The organism is Brevibacterium sp. Z349TD_9, from assembly GCF_056173565.1.
Genome location: NZ_CM149680.1, coordinates 207,961 through 228,826 on the forward strand (window position 1 = coordinate 207,961; position 20,866 = coordinate 228,826).

The following is a 20,866-nucleotide window of genomic DNA, read 5'->3' on the forward strand; positions in this document are numbered from 1 at the left end:
CTGGGGATCAGTGGAAGTAGAGTCCGCCGTTGATGCTCAGCGTCTGACCGGTGATGTGGCCTGCGCCTTCGCTGATGAGGAATTCGACGGTGGCCGAGACGTCCTCGGGCACGGAGATCCGTCCCAGCGGCGTCGCCGATCCCATCGCCTCGCGGCGCTCGTCGTCGAGCGGCCCGCCCATGATGTCGGTATCGACAGGGCCAGGGGAGATCGAGTTCGCGGTCACCCCGAAGGGGCCGAGTTCGAGGGCGACACCGCGCATGAGGCCGACGATGCCGGCCTTGGCGGCTGCGTACGCGGTCTTCGAGTACGTTCCGCCGCCCTTCTGCGCCGTGACCGAGGAGAGACCGACGATGCGCCCCACTCCGTTGGCGGCCATGATCCGCCCGAACGCCTGCGTGACGAGGTGGGTGGCGGTGAGATTGTTCGCGATGACCCGGGTCCACTCCGCCTCGGAGATCTCGAAGTACGTCACCGAGGAGGAGACGCCGGCGAAGTTCGCGAGCGCGACGATCTGCGGAAGTCCCGCCTCGAAGGCGGATGCCGCCTCGGCGATGGCCGTGGAGTCGGTGACGTCGGCGCCCGCACCGAGGGCCTGGATCCCGTGGGTGGCGGTGAGCTCCTCGGCGAGGGTGCGGGCCTCATCTGCGCGGCGGGCGATGAGTCCGAGGTTCCAGCCGTGCTCGGCGAGCCGGTGGGCGGTGTGGCGGCCGATGCCGTGGGCGCTGCCGACCCCGGTGAGCACAGCGGTGCGCCAGTCGGGGAACGCGGGGCCGGGTGTCGTCGGTGCGCTCATGCTGCGGAGTCCTTCCGGGGCGAGGGGCCCTGGAGCAGCCCGAGGAGATACGTGCGGTTCTCCGCGCACACGCCGAGGCTGTCGCCGCCGTACTGCTCCATGAGGAACGGGCCGGAGAACCCGAGGTCGAGGGCGCGGGCGACCATCGCGCGGTAGTCGATGAGGCCGTCGCGCAGGGTCGTCGGGTGGGTCGTCACCCACGAGCCGTCGCCGGCTTCGTCGCGCTGGTAGTTCTTCATATGCCAGTAGTTCGCGAAGGGCAGGGTGGCCTCGTGCATCTCGCGCCAGTCCTCGATCGGGCGGTGGAGGCGGATGAGGTTGCCGATGTCGGGGTTGAGCCCGACCGTGTCGAGCCCGATCTCCTCGATGAGGCGCACGGCGGAGTCGGCGGTGCCGAGGTACGTGTCCTCGTACATCTCCAGCGACATCGGCAGACCCACCTCGGCGGCATGGCGGCCGAGCTCCCGGAGGCGGCGGACGGCGAGCGCCCGGACCTCGGGGTCCGGTGGATCCTGCCAGCCGGGGGCGGTCCAGAACCACAGGGCCCGGCGCTGCGCCTCGGTGAAGGGTTGGTGGAGCCCGGTGGAGAAGACCCGGCAGCCGAGTTCGGCGGCGGCGTCGATGGTGCGGTGGGCGTAGTCGAGGTTGTCCTCGCCGTGGTCGGGGTCGATGACCGAGCGCCGTTGGACGTGGACGGCGGAGAAGTCGATCCCCGCCGAGGCGGCCGCCCGGGCGAGCTCGGACCGACCCTCGGGACTGAGGTCGGCCGGACGGATGTGGCTGTCGGCGATCTCGAGGGCGGTGAAGCCGAGGCCCGCCACGGTCGCGAGCATGTCCGACCACTCCTCTGGACCTGCCTCGTGGAGGGCAGTGCCGTCACGGTCGACGGGAGGGAAGCCGTGCATGCAACAGGCGATCATCGGCTCGGTGGGGATCATGGGTCCTCGCAGTTCGCTCTCAGGTGGTCGGTGGCTGGGGGTCTTCGACGAGGGCGCGGTGGGCGACCATGCGGACGTGGTGGCGCATCGCCGCCTCGGGGGCGGTCGGATCCGGGGAGGCGAAGGCCTCGAGGATGGCCCGGTGCTCGCTCACCGCTTCGTCGACGTCGGTGATGCCGTGGGGCAGGGCCTGCCGGAGGCGGTGGACCTGCGCGCCGAGGTCGTCGGACATCCGCACGAGGTAGCGGTTGTCGCAGTGGTCGAAGATGACGCCGTGGAAGGCGCGGTCGCGCGCGTAGTAGTCCTGGGCGGCGGCGACGAGCCGGTGCTGGGCCTCCTCGTCGTCGGCCGCTGCGTTCTCCGCGGCCGCCGTCGCCTCCCGGACGCGGGCACCGGCCCGCTCGTGTTCGGCGTGGGCGGCTCGCAGGTCCTCGAGGAAGGCGTCGTCGGCGGGGGTGGCGAGTCGCGTGGCGGTGGTCTCGAGGGTCTCCCGGGCGACGAAGAGCTCTTCGAGCTGTCCGCGGTCGAGTGGGGGAGCGACCCGGTAGCCGCGCAGCGCCTCCCTGACGACCAGGCCCGTGCGTTCGAGGTCGACGAGGGCTTCGCGGACCGGGGTCGGGGAGACGTCGAGGCGACGCGCGAGACCGTCGATGGACACGCGTTCGCCGGGAGAGATCTCCCCGGTGAGGAGGATCTCGAGGATGTGGTCGTAGACGAGGTCGCGCAGACCTCGCCGTTCGATGTCGGGGCGGGGGACGGCGGGGAGCGAATTCATGGTGACAGCTTAATGACGTCGGCGACCTCATCGAGGATCTCCCGCACGGAATCGGTCTCGTGGGCGAACCGGCCGAGGAAGAGTCCGTCGACGGCGGAGCCGAGCCGGGTGAGGAGTCCCGGGCGGGCGCTGCCGCCGTAGATGAGGCGGAAGTCGAGGGCGGGGAAGTGGGTGCGGGTGCGTGAGCGCACGAGCCTGCACACCTCGGTGATGTGCTCGGGGTCGGCAGGAGCAGGCGCCCCGATCGCCCACACCGGTTCGTAGGCGAGGACGACGGACATCGGGCGGGGAAGCTCAGCGCTCGCCGGGGGCAGGGCGGAGCGGATCTGGACCATCACCTCGGCGGCGGCCTGCTCGGGGGAGACCGAGGATTCTTCGCCGACGCAGAGGACGGGGACGAGTCCGTGGCGCAGCGCCGTGGCGGTCTTCGCGCTGACGACGTCGTCGGTCTCGTGGAAGTGCCGACGGCGCTCAGCGTGCCCGACCTCGGCGAACCGGCAGCCGAGTTCGGCGAGCACCGAGGCCGAGACCTCACCCGTCCACGCCCCGGAGTCGGTCGCGGCGACGTCCTGGGCACCGATGAGCAGGGGGCCGCCGAGCGCGACGCATTCGGGGATCGAGGGGAACTGGGGGAGGAGGAAGAGTCCGGCGGCGCCCGAGGTCACGGCGGGATGCGTGCGGCCGAGCTCGCTCACCTCGGCGGCCCACTCCAGGGTCCGGGCGTGCGAGAAGTACATCTTCAGGCTCGTCCCGATGATCCGGTCGGGCAGCGTCGCAGCGGTGGAGTCGCCTGCGGGGCCGGTGAGCGCTCCTGCGGCGCGGGTGGCAGCGGTGGTCGCGGCGGCCATCGCTCAGCGGGACTCGTATTCGCTGATCTGGGCGACTTTGTCGTTCGAGGCGCTCGTCGGGTCGAAGGTGTAGCCGAGCCATTCGCGGGCGAGCCGGCGGGCGAGTTCGAGGCCGATGACGCGTTGGCCCATGCAGAGGACCTGGGCGTCGTTGGAGAGGACGGAGCGTTCGACGCTGAAGGAGTCGTGCGCCGTGGCCGCCCGGATGCCCTTGACCTTGTTCGCCGAGATCGCCACCCCGAGGCCGGTGCCGCAGATGAGGATCGCCCTGTCCGCGTCGCCGCGGGCGACGATCTCGGCGGCGGTCGTCGCGATCGACGGGTAGAAGGTGTGGGAGTCGGCGTCGACGCCGACGTCGGTGACCGAGGAGATCCGCTCGTCGGCGGCGAGGTCGGCCTTGATGGCCTCCTTGTAGTCGAAGCCGGCGTCGTCGGATCCGATGACGAGTCGCAGTGTCATGATCGGGCTGCCTTCCGTTCGCGGTGTGAGGGTGGGGTGGGAGCCGGTTCGAGACCGGTGCGGGCGGTGAGTTCGTCTGCCACCGCCGAGGCGATGCGGGCGAGCGAGATCGCGCCGGGGTCGGGGGTGCCCACGCTCTTCTCGCCATGTGCCCGGGCGCGACCGCGGCGGGCGGCGAGGTCGGCGGTGCCCTCGGCCCCGCGTGTCGCCGCTTCGGCGGCGCGCTCCGCCGCGGAGGCGCAGACCGTGAGCGCTCCCTCGTCGGGGTCGGTGGCGTCGCCGACGGCACGGGTGAACTCCGCGGCGAGCGGGGCGAGGGCGTCGAGGAGGGTCTTGTCGCCGACGTCGACGCCTCCGAAGGCCCGCACCTCGGCGACGGTGGCCTCGAGTGCCCGGGAGATGTCGGATGGAGTCGGGGCATCGGGGCCGTCGAAGCCGGTGGCGAGGCTTGCGAGGATGCGCCCCCAGATCGCGCCGGACGTGCCGCCGCCGACGTCGGCCCAGGCCTCCCCGGCGGTGCGGAGGATCACCGCCGGTCCCTGGTCGTGGGAGCTCGCCGAGGCGGCTTCGAGGGCCGCCGCCTGCGAGCCCCGCTGCATCCCGATCCCGTGGTCGCCGTCGCCGGCGATGCTGTCGAGGCGGCCGAGCTCCGCAGCGGATTCGTCGAGGAGGGCGGCGATGGCCGCGAGGACGGAGGCGACCTCGCGTCCGAGTCGACGCGACGTCTCCGAGGCGGGACGGGCGACGGCGGGACCAGCCGCGTCGGGACCGGTCCCGCCGTGCGCCGCCTCCTGGGGATGCGCCTCGGGGGAGACGGTCTCCGGAAGTGGGGCGGGCACCTGGTCGCCGACGACCGTGCCGCGGGAGAAGGCAGGCGTCGAACAGGGGGCGGTCCAGAGGGTTTCGAGTTCGTCGTCGAGCCAGAGCAGGGTGAGGGAGAGGCCGGCCATGTCGAAGCTCGTGCAGAACTCGCCGACCTCAGGAGTGACGACCTCAAGGCCGGCCTCGCGCAGCAGCGGGTCGATGAGTCCGTAGAGGAGGTAGAGCTCTTCGTACTTCACCGCCCCGAGGCCGTTGAGGATCGGGACCACGCGACCCGGCGCTTCGGGTGCTTCGGCGAGGAGGCGGGAGACGAGGAGGTCGGCGAGCTCGGCGGCGGTCGGGAGTGCGACCTCGTCGATGCCGGGTTCACCGTGGATGCCCAACCCGATGGCCATGCGGCCCTCGGGGACGGTGAAGAGGGGTGCGTCGGCGCCGGGCAGGGTGCAGCCGGAGAAGGCGACGCCGATCGACCGGGTGCGGTCGTTCGCGGCGGCGGCGAGGCGTTCGACCTCGGGCAGGTCCGCGCCGGCTTCGGCGGCCGCGCCGGCGATCTTGAAGACCGTGAGGTCCCCGGCGATGCCGCGGCGCTTCTCGATCTCGGAGTCGGGTGCGCTGAAGATGTCGTCGGTGACGACGACAGTGCGCACGTCGATGCCCTCGTCGCGCAGCCGGCGTGCCGCCTGATCGAAGTTGAGGACGTCTCCGGCGTAGTTGCCGTAGCTGAAGAGGACGCCGCGACCCTGGTCGCAGGCCTTGGCGATCGAGACGATCTGCTTCGTCGACGGTGAGGCGAAGACGTTGCCCATCGCCGCTCCGTGGGCGAGGCCCGGGCCGACGAGGCCGGAGAAGGCCGGGTAGTGGCCGCTGCCGCCGCCGATGACGACGGACACGGTCGGTTCCGCCGATCGCGTCGCACGCACGACGCCGCCGGGTGCCGAGCGGATCCACCGTGAGGATGCCAGTGCGAATCCGCGCGTCATCTCCGCGACGAAGTCATTCGGGTCATTGAACAATCGGGTCACGCAGTTCCCCCTCGAACCAGTTCCTATTTCCAATATCCTATAGGATCACAAATCGAGCGCAACCCCTCGGCGATCCCGGTGAGGGGATCGGTCGCGACGGCAGGTTGGAATCCGGACTCATCGCCGCTGGACACGCGGTCAGGGGCCCTCGATTCGGGGTTCAAGTGAGGTTGCCGAGGACCGTGCGACCGGGCAAAAGCAGCCTTCCGATCATGTGACAATAGTGGGCGTGAAACCGGAGATGCGGGGCCGACGGGCCCGACGCGGAGCTGCTGCCGCCGTCTTCGCGACCTTTCTTGCGCTCACCTCCCACATACTCGGCGGCGGGTCGATGCCCACCCTCATGGGCATCGCCGTTCCACTCGCCCTGTCCGCCCTCGTCTGCGTCTTGTTGGCCGGACGCAAGCTCTCCCTGCCGCGGCTGTCCGTCTCGGTGGGGATCAGCCAGACCCTCTTCCACTCCCTCTTCTCCGTCTTCACGCCCACGCACACGATGACCGGCCCGATGACGGCGCTCGACCGCCAGGCGATGCAGCATGCCGGGATGGGCCACGACCCGGGCTCGGCGATGGCGTCGATGTCGTCGATGGGCGGGTCCGGGGCGATGATGCACTCGCATGCGTCGCCGCAGATGATGCTCATGCACGTCATCGCCGGGATCGTCACGATCGCGGTCATCTACTGGGCTGAGGCGCTGCCGGCGCGGCTGAGCGAATTCGCCCGCCGCGTCATCGACGCCATCGTCCCCGTCCTCGTGACGATCCGGCCGCTTCCGGAGCGTCCGCGCCTCACCGTCGCGATCACCGTCCTCGCGCCGCACGCGCTCACGACCCTCCGCTCTCCTGTGCTCCGGCGCGGGCCCCCGCACCCGGCTTTCTGACCCACTTCATCTTCACCAGCTCGGCTGAGACTCCACCGATGCTGCGGCTTGACCGCGCCCTCGTCCGCCGAGCGCGCCGTCAGTGCGCCCGAACGCGCCTGCGGCCGACACCACGACACAGAAAGCCTGATCATGACCTCACCGTCATCATCCCTGCCCGAACGTTCGGGCGCCGACGCCGACGCGTCGGCACAGTCGTCTTCCGACTCCGTCCCGGCGCGCCGGATCCTTGTCCGCGACCAGCCCGCACAAGCGGCGGCGAAGCGATCCGGGTGGTTCTCGGCGCTGCTGCGCCGACTCCACTTCTACGCCGGCATCTTCATCGGTCCCTTCATCTTCACCGCGGCGGTGACCGGTGCGCTCTATGCGCTCAGCCCGCAGCTCGAGAAGCTCATCTACGCTGACGAGCTCTACGCGAACTCGACGGGGCCCGCCCTGCCTCTGGCCGACCAGGTCGCAGCGGCCGAGGCCTTCACCGGGGGAACCGAGACGCTCAAGGCCGTGCTCCCGGCTCCTGAGCCGGGCGCGACGACCCGGGTGCTCTACGACGATCCCACCCTCGGGGAGAACGAGTCCCGTGCGATCTTCATCGACCCCGCCACCGCCGAGGTGCAGGGTGACCTCACGTCGTTCAGCTCCGAAGGTGCGCTTCCGCTGCGGAAGTGGATCGACCAGCTCCACATCAACCTCAACCTCGGCGCACCCGGGGAGTTCTACAGCGAACTCGCCGCCTCATGGCTCGGCGTCGTCGTCGTGGTGGGCCTGATCCTCTGGTTCATGCGGGCGAAGACGACGAAGAAGCTCTCGACGATGCTGCGCCCGAGCAACAAGCGCAAGGGCCTGCGCCGCACCTTCTCCTGGCACGCCTCGGTGGGCGTGTGGGCCGCGATCGGCATGCTCTTCCTCTCCGCGACCGGCATCACCTGGTCGCAGCTGGCCGGTGCGAACGTCGACAAGGTCCGCGAAGCCCTCGGGTGGGGGTCACCGTCGCTGTCGCGGGAACTCGACTCCTCTGCCGCAGAGAGCGGCGGTTCCGGTGGCGGTCACGAAGGCCACGGTGCCTCCGGGGACTCTGCGGCAGCACCTGCCGCGAAGCCTGCACCGGAGGACTTCGACATGATCCTCGGAATGGCGCAGAAGGTCAACGTCAACACGAGCATCGTCGAGATCAACCCGCCCACCGATGCGAACACCGCGTGGAGGGTCCGCGAGCTTCAGCGCAGCGTCCCCTCGGAGGTCGACTCCGTGGCGATCGACCCCAACACGATGGAGATCGTCGACCGCCTCGACTTCGAGGACTACAGCATCCCGGCGAAGCTCACCCACTGGGGGATCTTCTTCCACATGGGCATGCTCTTCGGCCTCGCCAACCAGATCGGCCTCTTCGTCCTCGCTGTCGGCATCGCCGCGATGGTCGTCTGGGGTTACGTCATGTGGTGGCAGCGCCGACCCAAGCACGATCCCTCGCGCCGCTTCGGTGTCGCCCCCGCCAGAGGAGCGATCGCCCGCGCCCCGTGGTGGGGCATCGCGTCGGTCGTCGTCGTCGGTGCAGCAGTGGCCTGGTTCCTCCCGCTCGTCGGGCTCAGTCTCGTCGTCTTCCTCGCCGTCGACGTCCTCCTTGGCCTGCGGGCCCGACGGAAGGCGCGCGCAGCCGCGGCGGACTCCGAATCTGAGCGCGTCAGGGCATAGCACCGCGGTCAGATCGCACTGAAACGGGCGGCCGCCTCGGCGAGGGATCGAGTTCCCCGCCGAGGCGGCCGTGCGTGTGCGGGCCGAATGTATCAGGCGCTTCCGGTCGCGGATTCCCGGTGAATGGGACTTCGGCGATCGCACTGCCGCCGAACGGCAACCGCACGGAAACGGACGGGAAAGCAGCGCCTCGGCGCGGGATAGGATGAGAACCTCAGTCGTGCGGTGCCCATGGGCACCGCACGAACAGCCCGGGATGGGGAAGCTGCGGGGATGCATCCGGGCGCACTCCGAGGGGAGATGCCAGTGTTGCCGCGAAACGGGTCCGTGGGAACTCTGGACAGTTCCATTGAACAATGAAATTGTTGTCAGGGCAACAAAAGTCGGGAAGAGTTCACTTGCCAGGTCATCGCAGACTCTGGGGCGTACTCCTCGTCGCATCAGCCTTCACCGTCATCTCAGGAGGAGTCGCCATGGTCCCCGCACCCCGCCGATCCCGACTCTCGTGCGGCCTCGTCGCCGCAGGACGGGGAGGCGACCGATGAACGAGACCACACCGGTGAGCAGCATCCTCAAGCGGACCGCGCCCATCCAGCTCGCGGCCTGGCGACTGATGATGGAGAAGCACCAGGACTTCATGCAGCAGTTCGAGATCGGGTTCCGCGACCGCCACAACCTCACCCTCAATGAGTTCGACACCCTGATCAACACCCCGCCGGACGAGCAGATCCGCCACCGCGACCTCCTGCGTTCGATGGTGCTCAGCCGCAGTGCGCTCAGCCGTCTGCTGCGCCGGCTCGAGGCCCGCAGGCTCGTCATCCAGAGCCCCGACCCCGAGGATCAGCGTGGGGTCCTCGTCGAACTCACCGAGGCGGGCCGGAAGCTGCGCGAGGAATCGGCGCAGACGAACGCGGAGATCATCTTTGCCGGCTTCTCCGGTCTCACCGCCTCCGAGGCCGACGAGCTGTTCTCCCTCGTGAGCAAGATCAGGCCGATCCAGCCGTCCGATCACATCGCCGAAGCGGCCGAAGGGAACTGAGCCCCATCGTCCGTGCGGGGTCGGGCAGTGCTCAGGCCCTTCTCGGCGGGGGAGTCGTCAGACCGGGGCGGACCCGGTCGCGTCGAACGGGTAGGTGCCGTCCCCGAGGTCCGGATCCGGCAGCTTCCCCTCGGGGTCGGCCAGACCCACCGTGAGTCCGTCGAGGCTGAGCCTGCGCATCCCCTCGAGGACCATCCGACGGCCGACGTCGGTGAAGCCGTCGACGCGGGAGACGTCGATGACGATGGTGCCGGTGCTCGGCGCGTCCTGCTCGAGTGAGTGGAGGATCGATTCGGCGCTGCTGAAGTTGATCGCCCCCTGGAGGTCGACGATCGTCGCCTCGCCGTCGGTGCGGACGTCGCGGACCGCCCGTGTGCCCGTCGGTTCGGTCTCCATGAGGTGGAATCCCATGTCCTTCGACATCCGGCGGAAGAGCTTGATCCCGCGCACGCTGTTGCCGTGCTCGTCGAGGCGCGGGGAGAGTGAGCCGATGCCGATCTGACCCGGCAGGGCGCCAAGGAGGCCGCCGGCGACACCGCTCTTGGCGGGGATGCCGACCTCGGTGAACCACGTGCCCGCCGAATCGTACATCCCGGCCGCAGCCATCGCCGACAGGGTCTGTCGGGCCGCGCCGGGGGCGATGACCCGCTCACCCGTGATCGGGTGGGTGCCTCCGGCGGCGAGCGTCGCCGACATCGTCGCGATGTCGCCCACGGTGACGAGGATCGAACACTGCGCGGTGTAGCCGTCGACGATCTCATGCGGGTCGTCGTCGAGGATGCCGTAGCTGCGGAGCATGTGCGCGATCGCGAGGTTGCGATCAGCGGTCTCGAGCTCGGAGCGGTAGACCTCCTCGTCGATGCTCAGCTGCCGCCCGGCTAAGGCGGAGAAGAACTCGAGGGCGCGCTCGACCCGCTCGTCCCGGGAGGCCCCGGCCCCGACGAGGAGACTGTGCGCGGTCAGGGCACCGGCGTTGATCATCGGGTTCTTCGGACGATACGTGCCCTCTTCGAGGGAGAGCATGTTGAAGGCCGCGCCCGAGGGCTCGACTCCGACGTGGGCGTCGACGACGTCGACACCGCGATCGGCGATCGCCGCGGCGTAGGCGAAGGGCTTCGACATCGACTGGATGGAGAACTCGACATCGCTGTCGCCGGCGGTGTACGTGCGGCCTTCGACGGTGGTCACGGCCACGGCGAAGCGGTCAGGGTCGGCGGCGGCGAGGGCGGGAATGTAGTCGGCCACTGCGCCGTTGTCCTCAGAGCGAAGTGCTTCGAGGATCTCTTCGAGGTAGTCGGGAATGGGCGTTCGCATCGGTCTCCCTCTCTGCGAGCGGGGGCGCAGGGCCGCCCCCTGGACGCAACCATACAACTATGGAATGGTTGAACGAGCAACGACTCGGATCGCATTCGGCGCAGACAACCCCACCTGTCGCTGCGGTTCGGTGAGAGAGGCAGGCCGCCATGAGCAACGCTGAGACCCTTCCCGACCAGGTGGTGTGCCGATCCGGCGGTCTGCCGGGCCCCGAATGCGACCAGCGCGGTCGGGCCCCGGTCGAGATCATCACCGCCCGCGACGTGCCGCTGGGCGGACCGCGGGCGATGACCGTCCACAGGACTCTGCCGCAGCGCCAGCGCTCCCTCATCGGACCGTGGTGCTTCGTCGACCACTACGGCCCCGATGACGTCTCCGGCTCCGGCGGCATGGATGTCGCCCCGCACCCGCACACGGGACTGCAGACGGTGAGCTGGCTCTTCGACGGTGCCATCCAGCACATCGACTCCGGCGGCAACGCCGGCCTCGTCCTCCCCGGCGAGGTCAACCTCATGACCGCAGGTCGCGGAATCTGCCACTCCGAGGTCTCGACCGACGACACCACGACCCTGCACGGAGTCCAGCTGTGGCTGGCCCTGCCCGAGACCTCCCGACACCAGCCTGAACGCGAATTCGAGCACTATGCGCCGGAAGCGCAGAGCTTCGACGGAGGCGAGTTCCTCGTCTTCCTCGGCGACCTGTGGGGACAGTCCTCACCCGTGACGACGCACACTCCGCTGCTCGGAGCCGAGTTCCGACTCGACCCGGGTGCGAGCATCGACCTGCCCGTCAACCCCGACTTCGAACATGGTGTGCTCGTCGACGCCGGCGAGGTCGCCGTCGAGAACGTGCCGGTGCCGCGGGCCGGGATCGGCTACACGGGGACCGGGCTGACGGAGATGCGGATCGCCAACCTCGGCGAGGATCCGGCACGGATCGTCCTCCTCGGCGGGGAGCCCTTCACCGAGGAGATCGTCATGTGGTGGAACTTCGTCGGACGCTCCCATGAGGAGATCGTCGAGTACCGGCGCGAATGGGAGTCCGGCAGTGACAGATTCGGCGTCGTCGAGGGCTACGTCGGACAGGGCGGCCCCGGCCGGAACGCCGAGGGGCTCGGGCGACTGCCCGCCCCGACCCTGCCCGACGTGGAGATCCGGGCGCGGAGGAATCCGCCACCGCACGTCCAAGGCGGACCCGAGGAGGCCACCACGACCGACACCGAAGCGTCGACCACCGCGTAGTATGACCCCACCTGCAGCATGGCTGCACCGAGAGATCCCCACCAGAGCAGAGAAGAAGGAGCACCAGCGATGAACGAGAACCTCACGGACTCCAAGGGCGAAGCCGTCACCGTCGAACTCGACGAGCCTGGCCTCGCCTACGTCATCAAGGTCGCCGACGGTGAGGTCGCCGGTCGCGCCCACTACCTCGTCGGTGAGAACGACGACAACGAACGGATCTTCTACCACACCGTCGTCGACGAGAAGTTCGGCGGCCGGGGGCTGTCGAAGGTCCTCGTCTCCGAAGCGCTCGCCGATGCGCGAGAGAAGGGCGAGACCGTCGTGGCGATCTGCCCGCTCTTCGTCAAGAGGCTGCGGGAGTCCGGCGACGACTACATCGCCGAGGGCGGGAAGTTCCGCAACCCCACCTCGGAGGACTTCGTCTACGTCGAACAGAACGCGTGAGTCCGGGTCGGACCCGAGGGGAGTCGGACCCGGGAGAGCAGAGCATGAACGCGAACAGGCCCTTCATCGACAAGTCGCATCCCGAGGTCTACAAGGCCGCCGTCAGTGCCGCGAGCGCGACCCGCAAGGCGGCCGTGGCCGCCGGCATCGACGTCGGCCTCATCGAGCTCATCAACACCCGCGTCTCGCAGATCAACGGCTGCCATACGTGCCTGAGCATCCATGTGCCTGCGGCACGGAAGGCCGGGGTCGAGCAGCTCAAGCTCGACGTGCTCGCGGCGTGGCGGGAGTCGCACATCTTCGATGACCGGGAGCGTGCGGCGCTGCTCATCGCGGAATCGCTGACGAACCTCGACGTGCCCGTCGATCGGGATGAGATCGCCGCCGAGGCGGGACAGCACCTGTCGACCGAGCAGATCGCGGCCGTCGAGTGGATCGCGACGTTCATCAACGCGTTCAACCGGATCTCGATCGCGAGCAACCACCCGACGGTGGGGGCGAAGAAGGCCGCTCAGCTCGCGGACTGAGGGTCTGAGGGGTGGCGGCGTGTTGGCGGCGTGCGCCGGTTGGTCCGGTTGGCCAGTGGGTCAGGGTTGGCCTGTGGGGTCGGCCGGCGCGGTCAACGGGGGCAGTCGGCGCGGTCAGTTGATGATCTCTGCGCCGTCGTCTTCGCGGATCGCTGCGATCCGCTCCCGCCACATGCGCAGGTCTGCCGGGCTCAGGCGTGTCCAGTCGGTGACTTCGCGGATGATGCGCAGCGGAGAGGTGCTCCGGTACGAGCGGTTGGGGTTGCCGGGGAACTTCTTGTCGGTGACGTTGGGGTCGTTCTCGAAGGGGCCTGTCGGTTCGATCTCGTAGACGTGCGGTGCGCCGTCGATCGCGGCGATCTCCGCGGCCAGACCCGCGCCGTCGGGCAGGGCGGTGAAGTAGATGTGGTTCATGATGATCTCGGGCCGGTAGTTCGAGGCGAATCCGGGGCGGAGCAGATCGCCGGGGGAGAGGGCGGCCTTCGTGCCGTGGAAGAACGGTCCGTCGTCGAGGGGCTGAGCCATGGGACCAATATACTGACCTGACGATTCGTCCGTACGTACGGAGTCGAGCCGTGACGCGGATCCGTCCGGTCACTCGGATCCGTCAGTTCGTGCAAAGGAGCCAGGTCTCGCCTATGTCCTCGGAGACGACACAGCAGCGGTCAGGTCCACCCGCCTCGGCGCCCCGATCATTCACCGGCCGTCTGCGGCTCATCGGACCGGGCATCGTCCTGGCTCTGGCGAGCGTCGGGGCCTCGGACATGATCACGACGATGAACTCCGGGGCCGAGTACGGGCTCGCGCTCATCTGGGTGTTCACGGTCGGGATCCTGCTCAAGTTCGTCCTCTCCGACGCCGTGTCCCGGCTGCAGATGAGCGGGGATCGGACACTGCTCTCGCACTTCACACGGTTCGGGGGACGGCTGTTCCCGGGGCTGCTGCTCGTCGCCGAACTCCTCGTCGGTCTCTTCTTCGGGGCCGGCGTCGTCGCGGTGGCGACGAACATCCTTCAGGCGATCTTCCCGGTGCTGCCGTTCTGGCCGACCGCGGTCGTCGTGCTGGCTTCCGCAGCGATCCTCGTGGGCATCGGCCGGTACGGGATCGTCGAGAAGGCGATGATGGGCTTCGGCATCATCATGTTTGTCGGGATCATCGCGCTTGCGATCTCCGTCTTCCAAGGTCAGGATGCGCAGGAGGTCGCGGCGGCGACGATCGTCCCGGTGTTCCCCGAGGGGTCGATCGTCACGGTGATGTCGCTCATCGGCGGGGTCGGCGGGGCGACGGGGATCCTCGCGTATTCGTTCTGGATCCGGGAGAAGTCGTGGCGCAGCGCCGATTGGAAGCCGGTCGTCCGCCTCGATCTGCTCATCAGCTATGGGCTCGTGTTCGTATTCGCGGTGGCGATGAGCGCGGTGGGGGCGTTCATCCTCTACGGGCAGGGCTTCACGATCGCCGACAACGATGCGCTCTTCGCGATCGCCGAGAGCCTCGTGGGCTCGATCGGCGAGGTCGGGCGGCTGATCTTCCTTCTGTCGTTCCTCGCGGTCGTCTACACGAGCGTACTCGGCGGATTCTCCGGGATCGCCTACGTCACCGCCGACGCCATCCGAGTGCTGCGCCGCTACCCGCACCAGGACGAGCCGCGGTACGAGATGTCGGCGACGTCGGTGGAGTTCCGCGGCGTCCTCATCTACCTCAGCGTGGCGACCCTGGTGATCATGGGCCTGGGCAAGCCGGTCACCTTGGTCCTCGTCTACGCCGCGATCAGCGCGTTCATCCTGCCCGTTCTCGCGCTCGCCCTTCTCGTCATCCTCAACCGGTCGTCGGTGCCGCAGTCGCTGCGCAACAGCTGGTGGTCGAACGTGCTCCTGGCTGTGTGCCTGGGGCTCTTCGGATTCCTCGCGGTACTCCAGGTCATCGAATCCGTGTCGGGGTTCGTGGGGTAGGGGCTGCCGTCCGTGTCGGTCGGGTGGATCGGCGGTGCGTCGATGCTCTCGCCGAGGTGGTTCGTCGTCGTGCGGGAGTCTCAGGCTTTGCGGCCGACGACGATGGTCTGTGGTGAGTGGTCGTCGGCTGCCCAGTAGAAGAGCACGCGTTTTCGGCTGATGCGGTATTCGTCGAAGATCATGCTGTGGCGGGCGACAGTCGTCGTCTTCGCGGGGTCGCCCAGCAGGTCGATGACTGTGTCGCGGGTGAAGGGTGCGGCCCCGTCGATGAGGGAGTCGATCCGAGGGAATGCGGTCGTGGGATCGCCGGTCGGGCTGCGGAAGTTGAGCTGCACGAATCGGACCGTGGCGTCCGGTGTGAGGTTGATGTGCACGGCGCTGAGGTCGCTTCCGTCGATCTGTCCACGGAGGTAGTCGCGGTCGCCGATTTCATAGTCGGTGACCGTGATCGGACCGTCCACGAGCCGCAGGACTGTGAGGGCCTTCTCGTCGTCGATTGGCGCGCCTAGTGCGCCAACGACCCGAGTGAGATCGCCGGCAATCCGACGTTTGTTCTGGGTGTTCATGGCCGGTGCCGCCGAGGTGGTGGCGGGGGTGGTGTCGAGCAGTGCGGTGATGCGCGCGGTCTCGTGGGATGCGGACTGTGTGAGTGCGTCGTACTGCTCGACAGCGGCAGCCCGGGCGGTCTCTTCGGCTTGGTTCTGATTGAAGGCGAAGCGCTTGGCCTCCGCGGTGTCGCCGGACGGTGTGAGGCTCGCGTGAGTGATGCGGTGGTCGTTGAGGAGTGCCAGGGCGCGTTCGCTGACGAGGAGGTCGCTGCCTCGGCGGGCGAAGTCGGTGTCTTCGGTAGGTCCACGGTCTTCTGGGGCTGAAGCCGGCTCGGGGCTGGGGACGAGGCGTTCCCATCGACCAGGGAAATCGGCGCTGCTTTCGGAGACGAACTCGGATGACTTCGTGATGACGGGGTCGGCGCGCAGCTCGAACCCGGTGAGGTCAGAGGCGCGCAGCACATCGGCGAGCGTTCCGGAGACGATGAAGTCCGGTGCGACGCTGACGAGATCGTCACCGAGCCAGCCGGCGAACTCGCACCTCAGGGGATCAGCATGGGTGCGCGCTCCGTTGCTGTCAGTGATCCATTGGGCACCCGGGCCGACCGTGCCGGTGGCTTCGGGAGACAAGGTGTGGCGGGTCATCGGTGGCTCCTCGGGGAGAATGGGTCGCTGCACTGAGTATGAACTGGGAGTCTCTGGATGGCCGACCTGAGTTGGGACTGCTGAAAAACCGGCAGACCTACTAAATCCCTATTTATGAAGCGGCAAAGTGAGATCGACCGGCGTTCTCTAGAGTGAGAAGTTTATTTGCTGGCTCTGGCTGAAGTCGCGGGTTCTATATTTTCAGGACGATCTGTGCATTCGTGGCCGCTTTCGTTCCGATCCTGTAAATTGCAACAGTCAACTTCACGCACTCTCAAGCAACGCATTAAATATTGTGATCGGTGTGCGGTCGAGGACGAATGTGTCGGAAACTTCGATACGTGACAAACCGAGTCCCTTTAGCTCAGTCACGGCCTGTCTCACATTCGGATTCCAATGTGTATCTTCGTGCCGCCAGAGCGGATGACCAATGACTACAGCGGTACCTTGGCCCTCTGGCGACACGAGGGTTGGTAGTCCGTTGACCAACTGTTGCTCGATTCGAAGATGCGGGCCGTAACCGTCAACGAAGCTCCGCATCAACGCGGCGGTTCGATCGGTCCAATGGGAAAACTCGAGGCTTCTCCCGAGAACGAGGTCTACGACGTCGAGCCCCAGTCGCCAGTCCAGCGCCCAGTGATTGAAGCGATTTTCGTAGTTGCGGAGGCACCCCGGGCAGGAGGACGTGCAGGCTGTGCCATGTGGGTCGTCACGGAGCCGTCGACCAGTTTCTTCACTGATTGAGGTAAGTAGCTTCCTGAACGTCGTCGGCTCGCCGAGCTCCAATGCATATCCAGCGCCATTGTCGAGGGCGTCGGCAAGGAACACCCGCGCTGAAACGGTGTTGCTGATGCGTGTGGGTTGTAGCCCGACCTCGAGTTCAGACTGCTCGATGTCCAAGTATTCCTTTGCAGCGTTGCGGAGCAACTCGGCAAAGGAGAGCAACGCGCCTTTGCCGGCCGGACACGCCCAGGGCATCGTGGCGACCGCACCTTCTGGGAGTGCCAATCCATCGAGGCCAATTAGCAGCACATCGGTCCGACGGACTTCGCCGATCGCTGCTGAGTCGAGGGCTTGCCCGCCAGTTCGCATAAAGTCTGGCAGCGGACGGCGATAGAGATCGCGATTCTGAGCAATCACCGACCCGTCTGATTGCCGACTGAGATCGAAAAGTTTGCGGTTGTTGTCGTTCACGGCTACGACTTCCGCCTGTTCGAGTAGCCGAAGTGAAACGCCGTTGAGTCTCGCTTCCTGCCCGAGTTCAGTGTTGGTCGAAAGCTCGGAGTAGCCGGCGTACATTGGCGTGATGTGCGAGTCGTCGTAGTCCGGATTGCTGTAAATAGTCCGGTAGCCCTCAGGCTGGTAGAGCGAAAACGCCCTCATTTCCTCTCCGCAGACTGAACACCTGAGTGACTCCTCGGTAGGCCGCGTGTCGAGGCTTCCACACTGCCCACAACGGTGAACTGGGAAAGGCGCCCCGAGAGGGTCTTTCGCGCGTAGACTTTTCCCGATGACGTTGTAGGCAGCAAAGCCGACTGCGAGGTGTTCTGCGCCATCCTTCACAACAACTGCTCCAGGGGCAAATGCCGTGATGGACATTCGAAGATCGCGATCGGCCACTGTATGACTTTCTGCGTCGCTAGCACCACGGAGCGGCTTTGAGTAGAGCGGCCGCACTCTCGTCGGGAAGCCAAACATTGGGAGCACCCCGGCGTTTGCGAGCAATTCGCTAAGTTCGGTGTGTTGAAAATACGGGTTGCCGACAGCTTCATCGATGTCGTTGACGAGACCATTTCGCGCCCAGTCATTGAGTTCATCTACATCCAGAGCCGTGTAGGCACTGAACCGTGTGCAGACCACGTGGACGTCGCTAGATGCTCGAAGCCATGCGTCGATGTCGGATTTCCGTTGTGGCCAATCATGGGTTAATCCGAACGTTCCGTGGATGCTGTCACTAGTTCGCCTGGGCGGATTCTGGACGGTCAGGAAAGCACGGCGCAGCAGTTCTGCCGCGATCACTCGACGGACAATCCGGGGCCGCGACAGGTCAATGAATGGCGGTGGAGGATCGGCCGCGGTCATTTTCTCCGGTGCCTGGAAGTAGTAATCATCGTGGGCTCGGTCCCGCGAGACGGTGACTGCGAACGAGAACGGTTGACCAGCACGTCCAGCTCGACCAACCCGCTGTTGATAATTGAATCGTTGAGGTGGCATATTCGCCATTGCTACGGCTCTGAGCGACCCGATATCGACGCCGACTTCCATCGTGGTTGTCACCGAAAGCAAGTCGAGAGGGTCGGCCAAAGCGCTCTCGGCAGGAGCAGGAAGCGTCGCCCCCTTGAACAGACGTTGCCGCGTGCGTTGGTCGCTAAGCCTGGTCTGACCGGTAAGCTCAGCGACACGCATACGTCGAAGCGGTTGTGAGGCGAGCCATCCGTAGTAGTCGAATTCTTCAGACCATTCCTCTTCGTGGAGCACACCATTTGGGCATTCCTCATTGGTGCAGACGCCAGCCGAAGGATGCAGGTGGGTAGTTCCGCAGTTTTCGCAAACCCATACCTTATCGCCGGGTGTCTTGAGCTCGAGAGCATCTTGACCAGTCTGGGTCTTCAACGTCCACGTCTCGTCGACTATGCTGCTCGTGCGCAAGAACTCGCCGATGTTTGCTACCAAGATCTGCCAGTCAACCTGATGTTTCGCGGCAACGCGCTTCAGGAAAGTATCTACAACCTTTGGCGCGGAACTTGATCTGGCTGAGTACCCGCCTTCAAACCGCTTTGCAATCCCGAGGAGGCGAATGACGCTGGCCAGGACATCGGCAGCAGTCTCCGCCGAAATGCCCCAGTTGTTTGGTGCTGATGGTCGCGCTCGAACTACGCCTAGCCGGGTAGATTCGAGGTCGCGTGAAGCTCGATCGAAAACTGCTTCGGCAACGACCTTAGCAGTGAGACGGTAGCGATCTTGGCGAATTGGACGTGCCACTGCATCAGCAAGTGGCTCCCAGGCGCAGCGGACCGGGGGTTCATAAGCACGGTACCAAGGGGCATCGCCCGCGCTTTCTGCTACGGATGGCCCTGGTCCGGCTGGGTTAACGCCAACTTCGAGCATCACCCGCTCGGCGTCGTGGATGAGCGTTGCCCACGGCAGCGATTCGGTCTCTCGCTCCGCAGCAGCGATCGTCTCTTTGTCCGCTGGATCAGCTGCACCGAGACTCTCGAGCCGGATTTTGTCGAAGAGCTCCCGGCGGCTAGCACGTAGTTGCTCGCCCCGTTGGAGATCATCACCAGCGAGTTCACCCTTGATGAGTTCCCGCAGTAACGGCACGGGGTTCTCGCGTCCGTGTAAAAGCTGCCGAACGACTTGCCGTACTTGGTCGCGGAAGTTGTTGAGAGCAATCCCTGCGGCGATCCGTGCAGAGTCATCCCTGCTGTCGGTGAAGACGATCGTTCTCGATTCCGTCGCGTCAGAACCAAGGCTACGAAAAAGTTGGGATACCGCCATCTGGTTGAGCTGTGCGCGACCTGAAGTGTGTGCGCGGATCGGCGACCGGACGTTTCCTGCGAAGTACACAGATGCGTCGCGGTTGTCCTGACTTCCACCGCAGCGAGGGCAGGCTTCCGGAAGTGCGGGCAGGGCCAGCCCACTGTCATCGCCCGCATTGTGGTTAAGAACTACCGCTGGGATTCCGTTGGAAGAGTTGCCAGGAGTGAGCAAACCGAGGTTAGGATCCCAGGTAGCGGCACCAAAATTGGTCTCGATCGTGGCCCGATTCTCGTCGATGTCGACAGGGAGCTTGTGCCTGTTTGGGGCGTCGGGAACAGGCGAGCCGAGCCAGAGCCATCTGTACTCGTTATCGCTTCTTCGGTACACGAAGTCACCGGAATTCTCACCGGGTGCGACCGGGGTAGTTGAAAGCACCACAGCGCCACGTTCGGGCCGATCGACGACGTACCCGCCGAGGCTCACGTCGCCACACTCGAAACAGTACAGTAGTTCAAGTACGCGTGCGCCACACTCAGCGCATGTGGACCGTGGGGTATCGTACATCCGACCAACTCGTCGTGGCTTTGAATCGGCGCCACCCGGGCAACCGGGATCAGAGCAGGCCCAAAGGCCACGCATCCCTCGCATCATCACATGACCACGGAACGGGATTGCAGGCTTGGCGACGTCGGCGAGGCCGCAAAGCATCGCTGCCAGCGCCTTCGGCGCCAGTGGGTCGTCGCCGAAGATGCGGGTCGCCACGGTGTCGATACGCGTGGCTTTTGGACGGCTACCGTCATGGTCGCTGCACGCTGCCGCGATGGTCTCCGACCACTGATCTCTTGTCGCGACATTTGCACGTTCATTCGGTGGGATGCTCAACACATCGGCCGCAGCTGGCTTTTCACCAGAAACGAGTGATCGTGGTTGCCCCGGTTCGATCAGGAAGGACGCTCGGCCGACACCGAAAAAGCGCTCCAAATACTCCAGGCCCGAGTCGTCGCCAGGGAGTGAGGCGCTCGTCGCGATAATTCTGAACTGATCGGACGACGGCTCGAGCCCAAGGCGCGATGCCAGGTTCCGGACGACCATTCCGACTTCGGCACCGGTGCTGCCGCGGTACAGGTGCAGTTCGTCGACGACGAGAGTGAAAACGTGATCGGACGATTGCTGGAGCCACTGTCGCGTGGATTCGAAGATTGGCTCCTCGACATCGCGCATCAACATGACGTTGAGCATCGAATAGTTCGTTACCAGAACGTCGGGCGGAGTGGCGATCATGTCCCAGCGGGTGATGAGTTCGCCTGCGAAGGGGTCCTGGAACTGAGAAATGAGGTCCGGGTCGTTGAGTTCAGCAAGCTTGGCGTTCAAATGCGATAGATCGCGCAAACCTCGGGCTGCATCTGCAGCCGCCGACCCGGAAACCTTTCCGGTTGGGACTCCACCT

General features: G+C 66.4%; 17 protein-coding genes. 7 read left to right on the forward strand and 10 right to left on the reverse strand.

The window, feature by feature from the left end; genetic code table 11:
• Positions 1-7: 7 nt before the first annotated feature.
• The 6 genes from AC0VYB_RS00940 to AC0VYB_RS00965 are packed head-to-tail and all read right to left on the reverse strand — an operon-like array spanning position 8 to position 5,660.
• On the reverse strand, positions 8-796 hold the full coding sequence (locus AC0VYB_RS00940) for an SDR family NAD(P)-dependent oxidoreductase (RefSeq protein WP_063248688.1): 789 nt from the start codon (positions 794-796) through the stop codon (positions 8-10).
• A complete protein-coding gene (locus AC0VYB_RS00945; RefSeq protein WP_475384918.1) occupies positions 793-1,701 on the reverse strand; it encodes a sugar phosphate isomerase/epimerase family protein in 909 nt (302 codons plus the stop codon). The genes AC0VYB_RS00940 and AC0VYB_RS00945 overlap by 4 nt, the downstream gene beginning before the upstream one ends.
• Before the next feature lie 52 nt (positions 1,702-1,753).
• A complete protein-coding gene (locus tag AC0VYB_RS00950) occupies positions 1,754-2,509 on the reverse strand; it encodes a GntR family transcriptional regulator (RefSeq protein WP_144588453.1) in 756 nt (251 codons plus the stop codon).
• Positions 2,506-3,357: a triose-phosphate isomerase family protein gene (locus AC0VYB_RS00955; protein WP_144588451.1), complete on the reverse strand. Its 852-nt coding sequence runs from the start codon at positions 3,355-3,357 to the stop codon at positions 2,506-2,508. The genes AC0VYB_RS00950 and AC0VYB_RS00955 overlap by 4 nt, the downstream gene beginning before the upstream one ends.
• A gap of 3 nt (positions 3,358-3,360) precedes the next feature.
• Entirely contained in the window at positions 3,361-3,816 is a 456-nt protein-coding gene (locus AC0VYB_RS00960; protein WP_009380091.1) for a ribose-5-phosphate isomerase, read from the reverse strand.
• A complete protein-coding gene (locus tag AC0VYB_RS00965; RefSeq protein WP_222125962.1) occupies positions 3,813-5,660 on the reverse strand; it encodes a dihydroxyacetone kinase family protein in 1,848 nt (615 codons plus the stop codon). Before AC0VYB_RS00965 ends, AC0VYB_RS00960 begins: the two co-directional genes overlap by 4 nt.
• Positions 5,661-5,889: 229 nt before the next feature.
• Here AC0VYB_RS00965 and AC0VYB_RS00970 point away from each other — a divergent pair, with 229 nt between their 5' ends.
• From AC0VYB_RS00970 to AC0VYB_RS00980, 3 genes are all read left to right on the forward strand, one after another.
• Positions 5,890-6,540, forward strand: coding sequence for a hypothetical protein (locus AC0VYB_RS00970; RefSeq protein ID WP_238614752.1), 651 nt, complete (start codon positions 5,890-5,892; stop codon positions 6,538-6,540).
• 132 nt (positions 6,541-6,672) lie between these two features.
• A complete protein-coding gene (locus tag AC0VYB_RS00975; protein WP_101624306.1) occupies positions 6,673-8,229 on the forward strand; it encodes a PepSY-associated TM helix domain-containing protein in 1,557 nt (518 codons plus the stop codon).
• A 541-nt stretch (positions 8,230-8,770) separates the two neighbouring features.
• Positions 8,771-9,268: a MarR family winged helix-turn-helix transcriptional regulator gene (locus AC0VYB_RS00980; protein ID WP_475384919.1), complete on the forward strand. Its 498-nt coding sequence runs from the start codon at positions 8,771-8,773 to the stop codon at positions 9,266-9,268.
• A gap of 57 nt (positions 9,269-9,325) precedes the next feature.
• On the opposite strand, the gene AC0VYB_RS00985 is transcribed toward AC0VYB_RS00980, so the two are convergent.
• Positions 9,326-10,582 carry a glutaminase gene (locus tag AC0VYB_RS00985; protein WP_366232256.1) on the reverse strand — a complete coding sequence of 419 codons (1,257 nt, stop codon included), beginning with the start codon at positions 10,580-10,582 and terminating at the stop codon, positions 9,326-9,328.
• A gap of 149 nt (positions 10,583-10,731) precedes the next feature.
• Between AC0VYB_RS00985 and AC0VYB_RS00990 the strand changes: the two genes are divergently transcribed.
• The 3 genes from AC0VYB_RS00990 (at position 10,732) to AC0VYB_RS01000 (ending at position 12,794) form a co-directional block, all read left to right on the forward strand.
• On the forward strand, positions 10,732-11,823 hold the full coding sequence (locus AC0VYB_RS00990; RefSeq protein WP_475384920.1) for a pirin family protein: 1,092 nt from the start codon (positions 10,732-10,734) through the stop codon (positions 11,821-11,823).
• Between the two features lie 69 nt (positions 11,824-11,892).
• The gene (locus tag AC0VYB_RS00995; protein WP_009380084.1) at positions 11,893-12,267 is read left to right on the forward strand and encodes a GNAT family N-acetyltransferase; all 375 of its coding nucleotides are present in this window, start codon (positions 11,893-11,895) and stop codon (positions 12,265-12,267) included.
• Between the two features lie 44 nt (positions 12,268-12,311).
• Entirely contained in the window at positions 12,312-12,794 is a 483-nt protein-coding gene (locus tag AC0VYB_RS01000; RefSeq protein WP_475384921.1) for a carboxymuconolactone decarboxylase family protein, read from the forward strand.
• Between the two features lie 114 nt (positions 12,795-12,908).
• Here AC0VYB_RS01000 and arr read toward each other — a convergent pair whose 3' ends face one another.
• On the reverse strand, positions 12,909-13,319 hold the full coding sequence (arr, locus tag AC0VYB_RS01005) for an NAD(+)--rifampin ADP-ribosyltransferase (RefSeq protein WP_475384922.1): 411 nt from the start codon (positions 13,317-13,319) through the stop codon (positions 12,909-12,911).
• A 113-nt stretch (positions 13,320-13,432) separates the two neighbouring features.
• Here arr and AC0VYB_RS01010 point away from each other — a divergent pair, with 113 nt between their 5' ends.
• Complete coding sequence (locus tag AC0VYB_RS01010) at positions 13,433-14,743, forward strand: Nramp family divalent metal transporter (protein WP_475384923.1); 1,311 nt, start codon at positions 13,433-13,435, stop codon at positions 14,741-14,743.
• An 80-nt stretch (positions 14,744-14,823) separates the two neighbouring features.
• On the opposite strand, the gene AC0VYB_RS01015 is transcribed toward AC0VYB_RS01010, so the two are convergent.
• Both AC0VYB_RS01015 and AC0VYB_RS01020 read right to left on the reverse strand, forming a co-directional pair.
• Positions 14,824-15,936, reverse strand: a complete 1,113-nt coding sequence (locus AC0VYB_RS01015; RefSeq protein WP_475384924.1) for a hypothetical protein — start codon at positions 15,934-15,936, stop codon at positions 14,824-14,826.
• 264 nt (positions 15,937-16,200) lie between these two features.
• A complete protein-coding gene (locus AC0VYB_RS01020) occupies positions 16,201-20,790 on the reverse strand; it encodes a helicase-related protein (RefSeq protein WP_475385272.1) in 4,590 nt (1,529 codons plus the stop codon).
• Between the last annotated feature and the right edge of the window lie 76 nt (positions 20,791-20,866).

What these genes read in the sequence shown, in the direction of transcription:
- AC0VYB_RS00940 (WP_063248688.1), bottom strand. Translation starts at nt 796, where the DNA reads ATGAGCGCACCGACGACACCCGGCCCCGCGTTCCCCGACTGGCGCACC.
- AC0VYB_RS00945 (WP_475384918.1), bottom strand. Translation starts at nt 1,701, where the DNA reads ATGCACGGCTTCCCTCCCGTCGACCGTGACGGCACTGCCCTCCACGAG.
- AC0VYB_RS00950 (WP_144588453.1), bottom strand. Translation starts at nt 2,509, where the DNA reads ATGAATTCGCTCCCCGCCGTCCCCCGCCCCGACATCGAACGGCGAGGT.
- AC0VYB_RS00955 (WP_144588451.1), bottom strand. Translation starts at nt 3,357, where the DNA reads ATGGCCGCCGCGACCACCGCTGCCACCCGCGCCGCAGGAGCGCTCACC.
- AC0VYB_RS00960 (WP_009380091.1), bottom strand. Translation starts at nt 3,816, where the DNA reads ATGACACTGCGACTCGTCATCGGATCCGACGACGCCGGCTTCGACTAC.
- AC0VYB_RS00975 (WP_101624306.1), top strand. Translation starts at nt 6,673, where the DNA reads ATGACCTCACCGTCATCATCCCTGCCCGAACGTTCGGGCGCCGACGCC.
- AC0VYB_RS00980 (WP_475384919.1), top strand. Translation starts at nt 8,771, where the DNA reads ATGAACGAGACCACACCGGTGAGCAGCATCCTCAAGCGGACCGCGCCC.
- AC0VYB_RS00985 (WP_366232256.1), bottom strand. Translation starts at nt 10,582, where the DNA reads ATGCGAACGCCCATTCCCGACTACCTCGAAGAGATCCTCGAAGCACTT.
- AC0VYB_RS00990 (WP_475384920.1), top strand. Translation starts at nt 10,732, where the DNA reads ATGAGCAACGCTGAGACCCTTCCCGACCAGGTGGTGTGCCGATCCGGC.
- AC0VYB_RS00995 (WP_009380084.1), top strand. Translation starts at nt 11,893, where the DNA reads ATGAACGAGAACCTCACGGACTCCAAGGGCGAAGCCGTCACCGTCGAA.
- AC0VYB_RS01000 (WP_475384921.1), top strand. Translation starts at nt 12,312, where the DNA reads ATGAACGCGAACAGGCCCTTCATCGACAAGTCGCATCCCGAGGTCTAC.
- arr (WP_475384922.1), bottom strand. Translation starts at nt 13,319, where the DNA reads ATGGCTCAGCCCCTCGACGACGGACCGTTCTTCCACGGCACGAAGGCC.
- AC0VYB_RS01010 (WP_475384923.1), top strand. Translation starts at nt 13,433, where the DNA reads ATGTCCTCGGAGACGACACAGCAGCGGTCAGGTCCACCCGCCTCGGCG.
- AC0VYB_RS01015 (WP_475384924.1), bottom strand. Translation starts at nt 15,936, where the DNA reads ATGACCCGCCACACCTTGTCTCCCGAAGCCACCGGCACGGTCGGCCCG.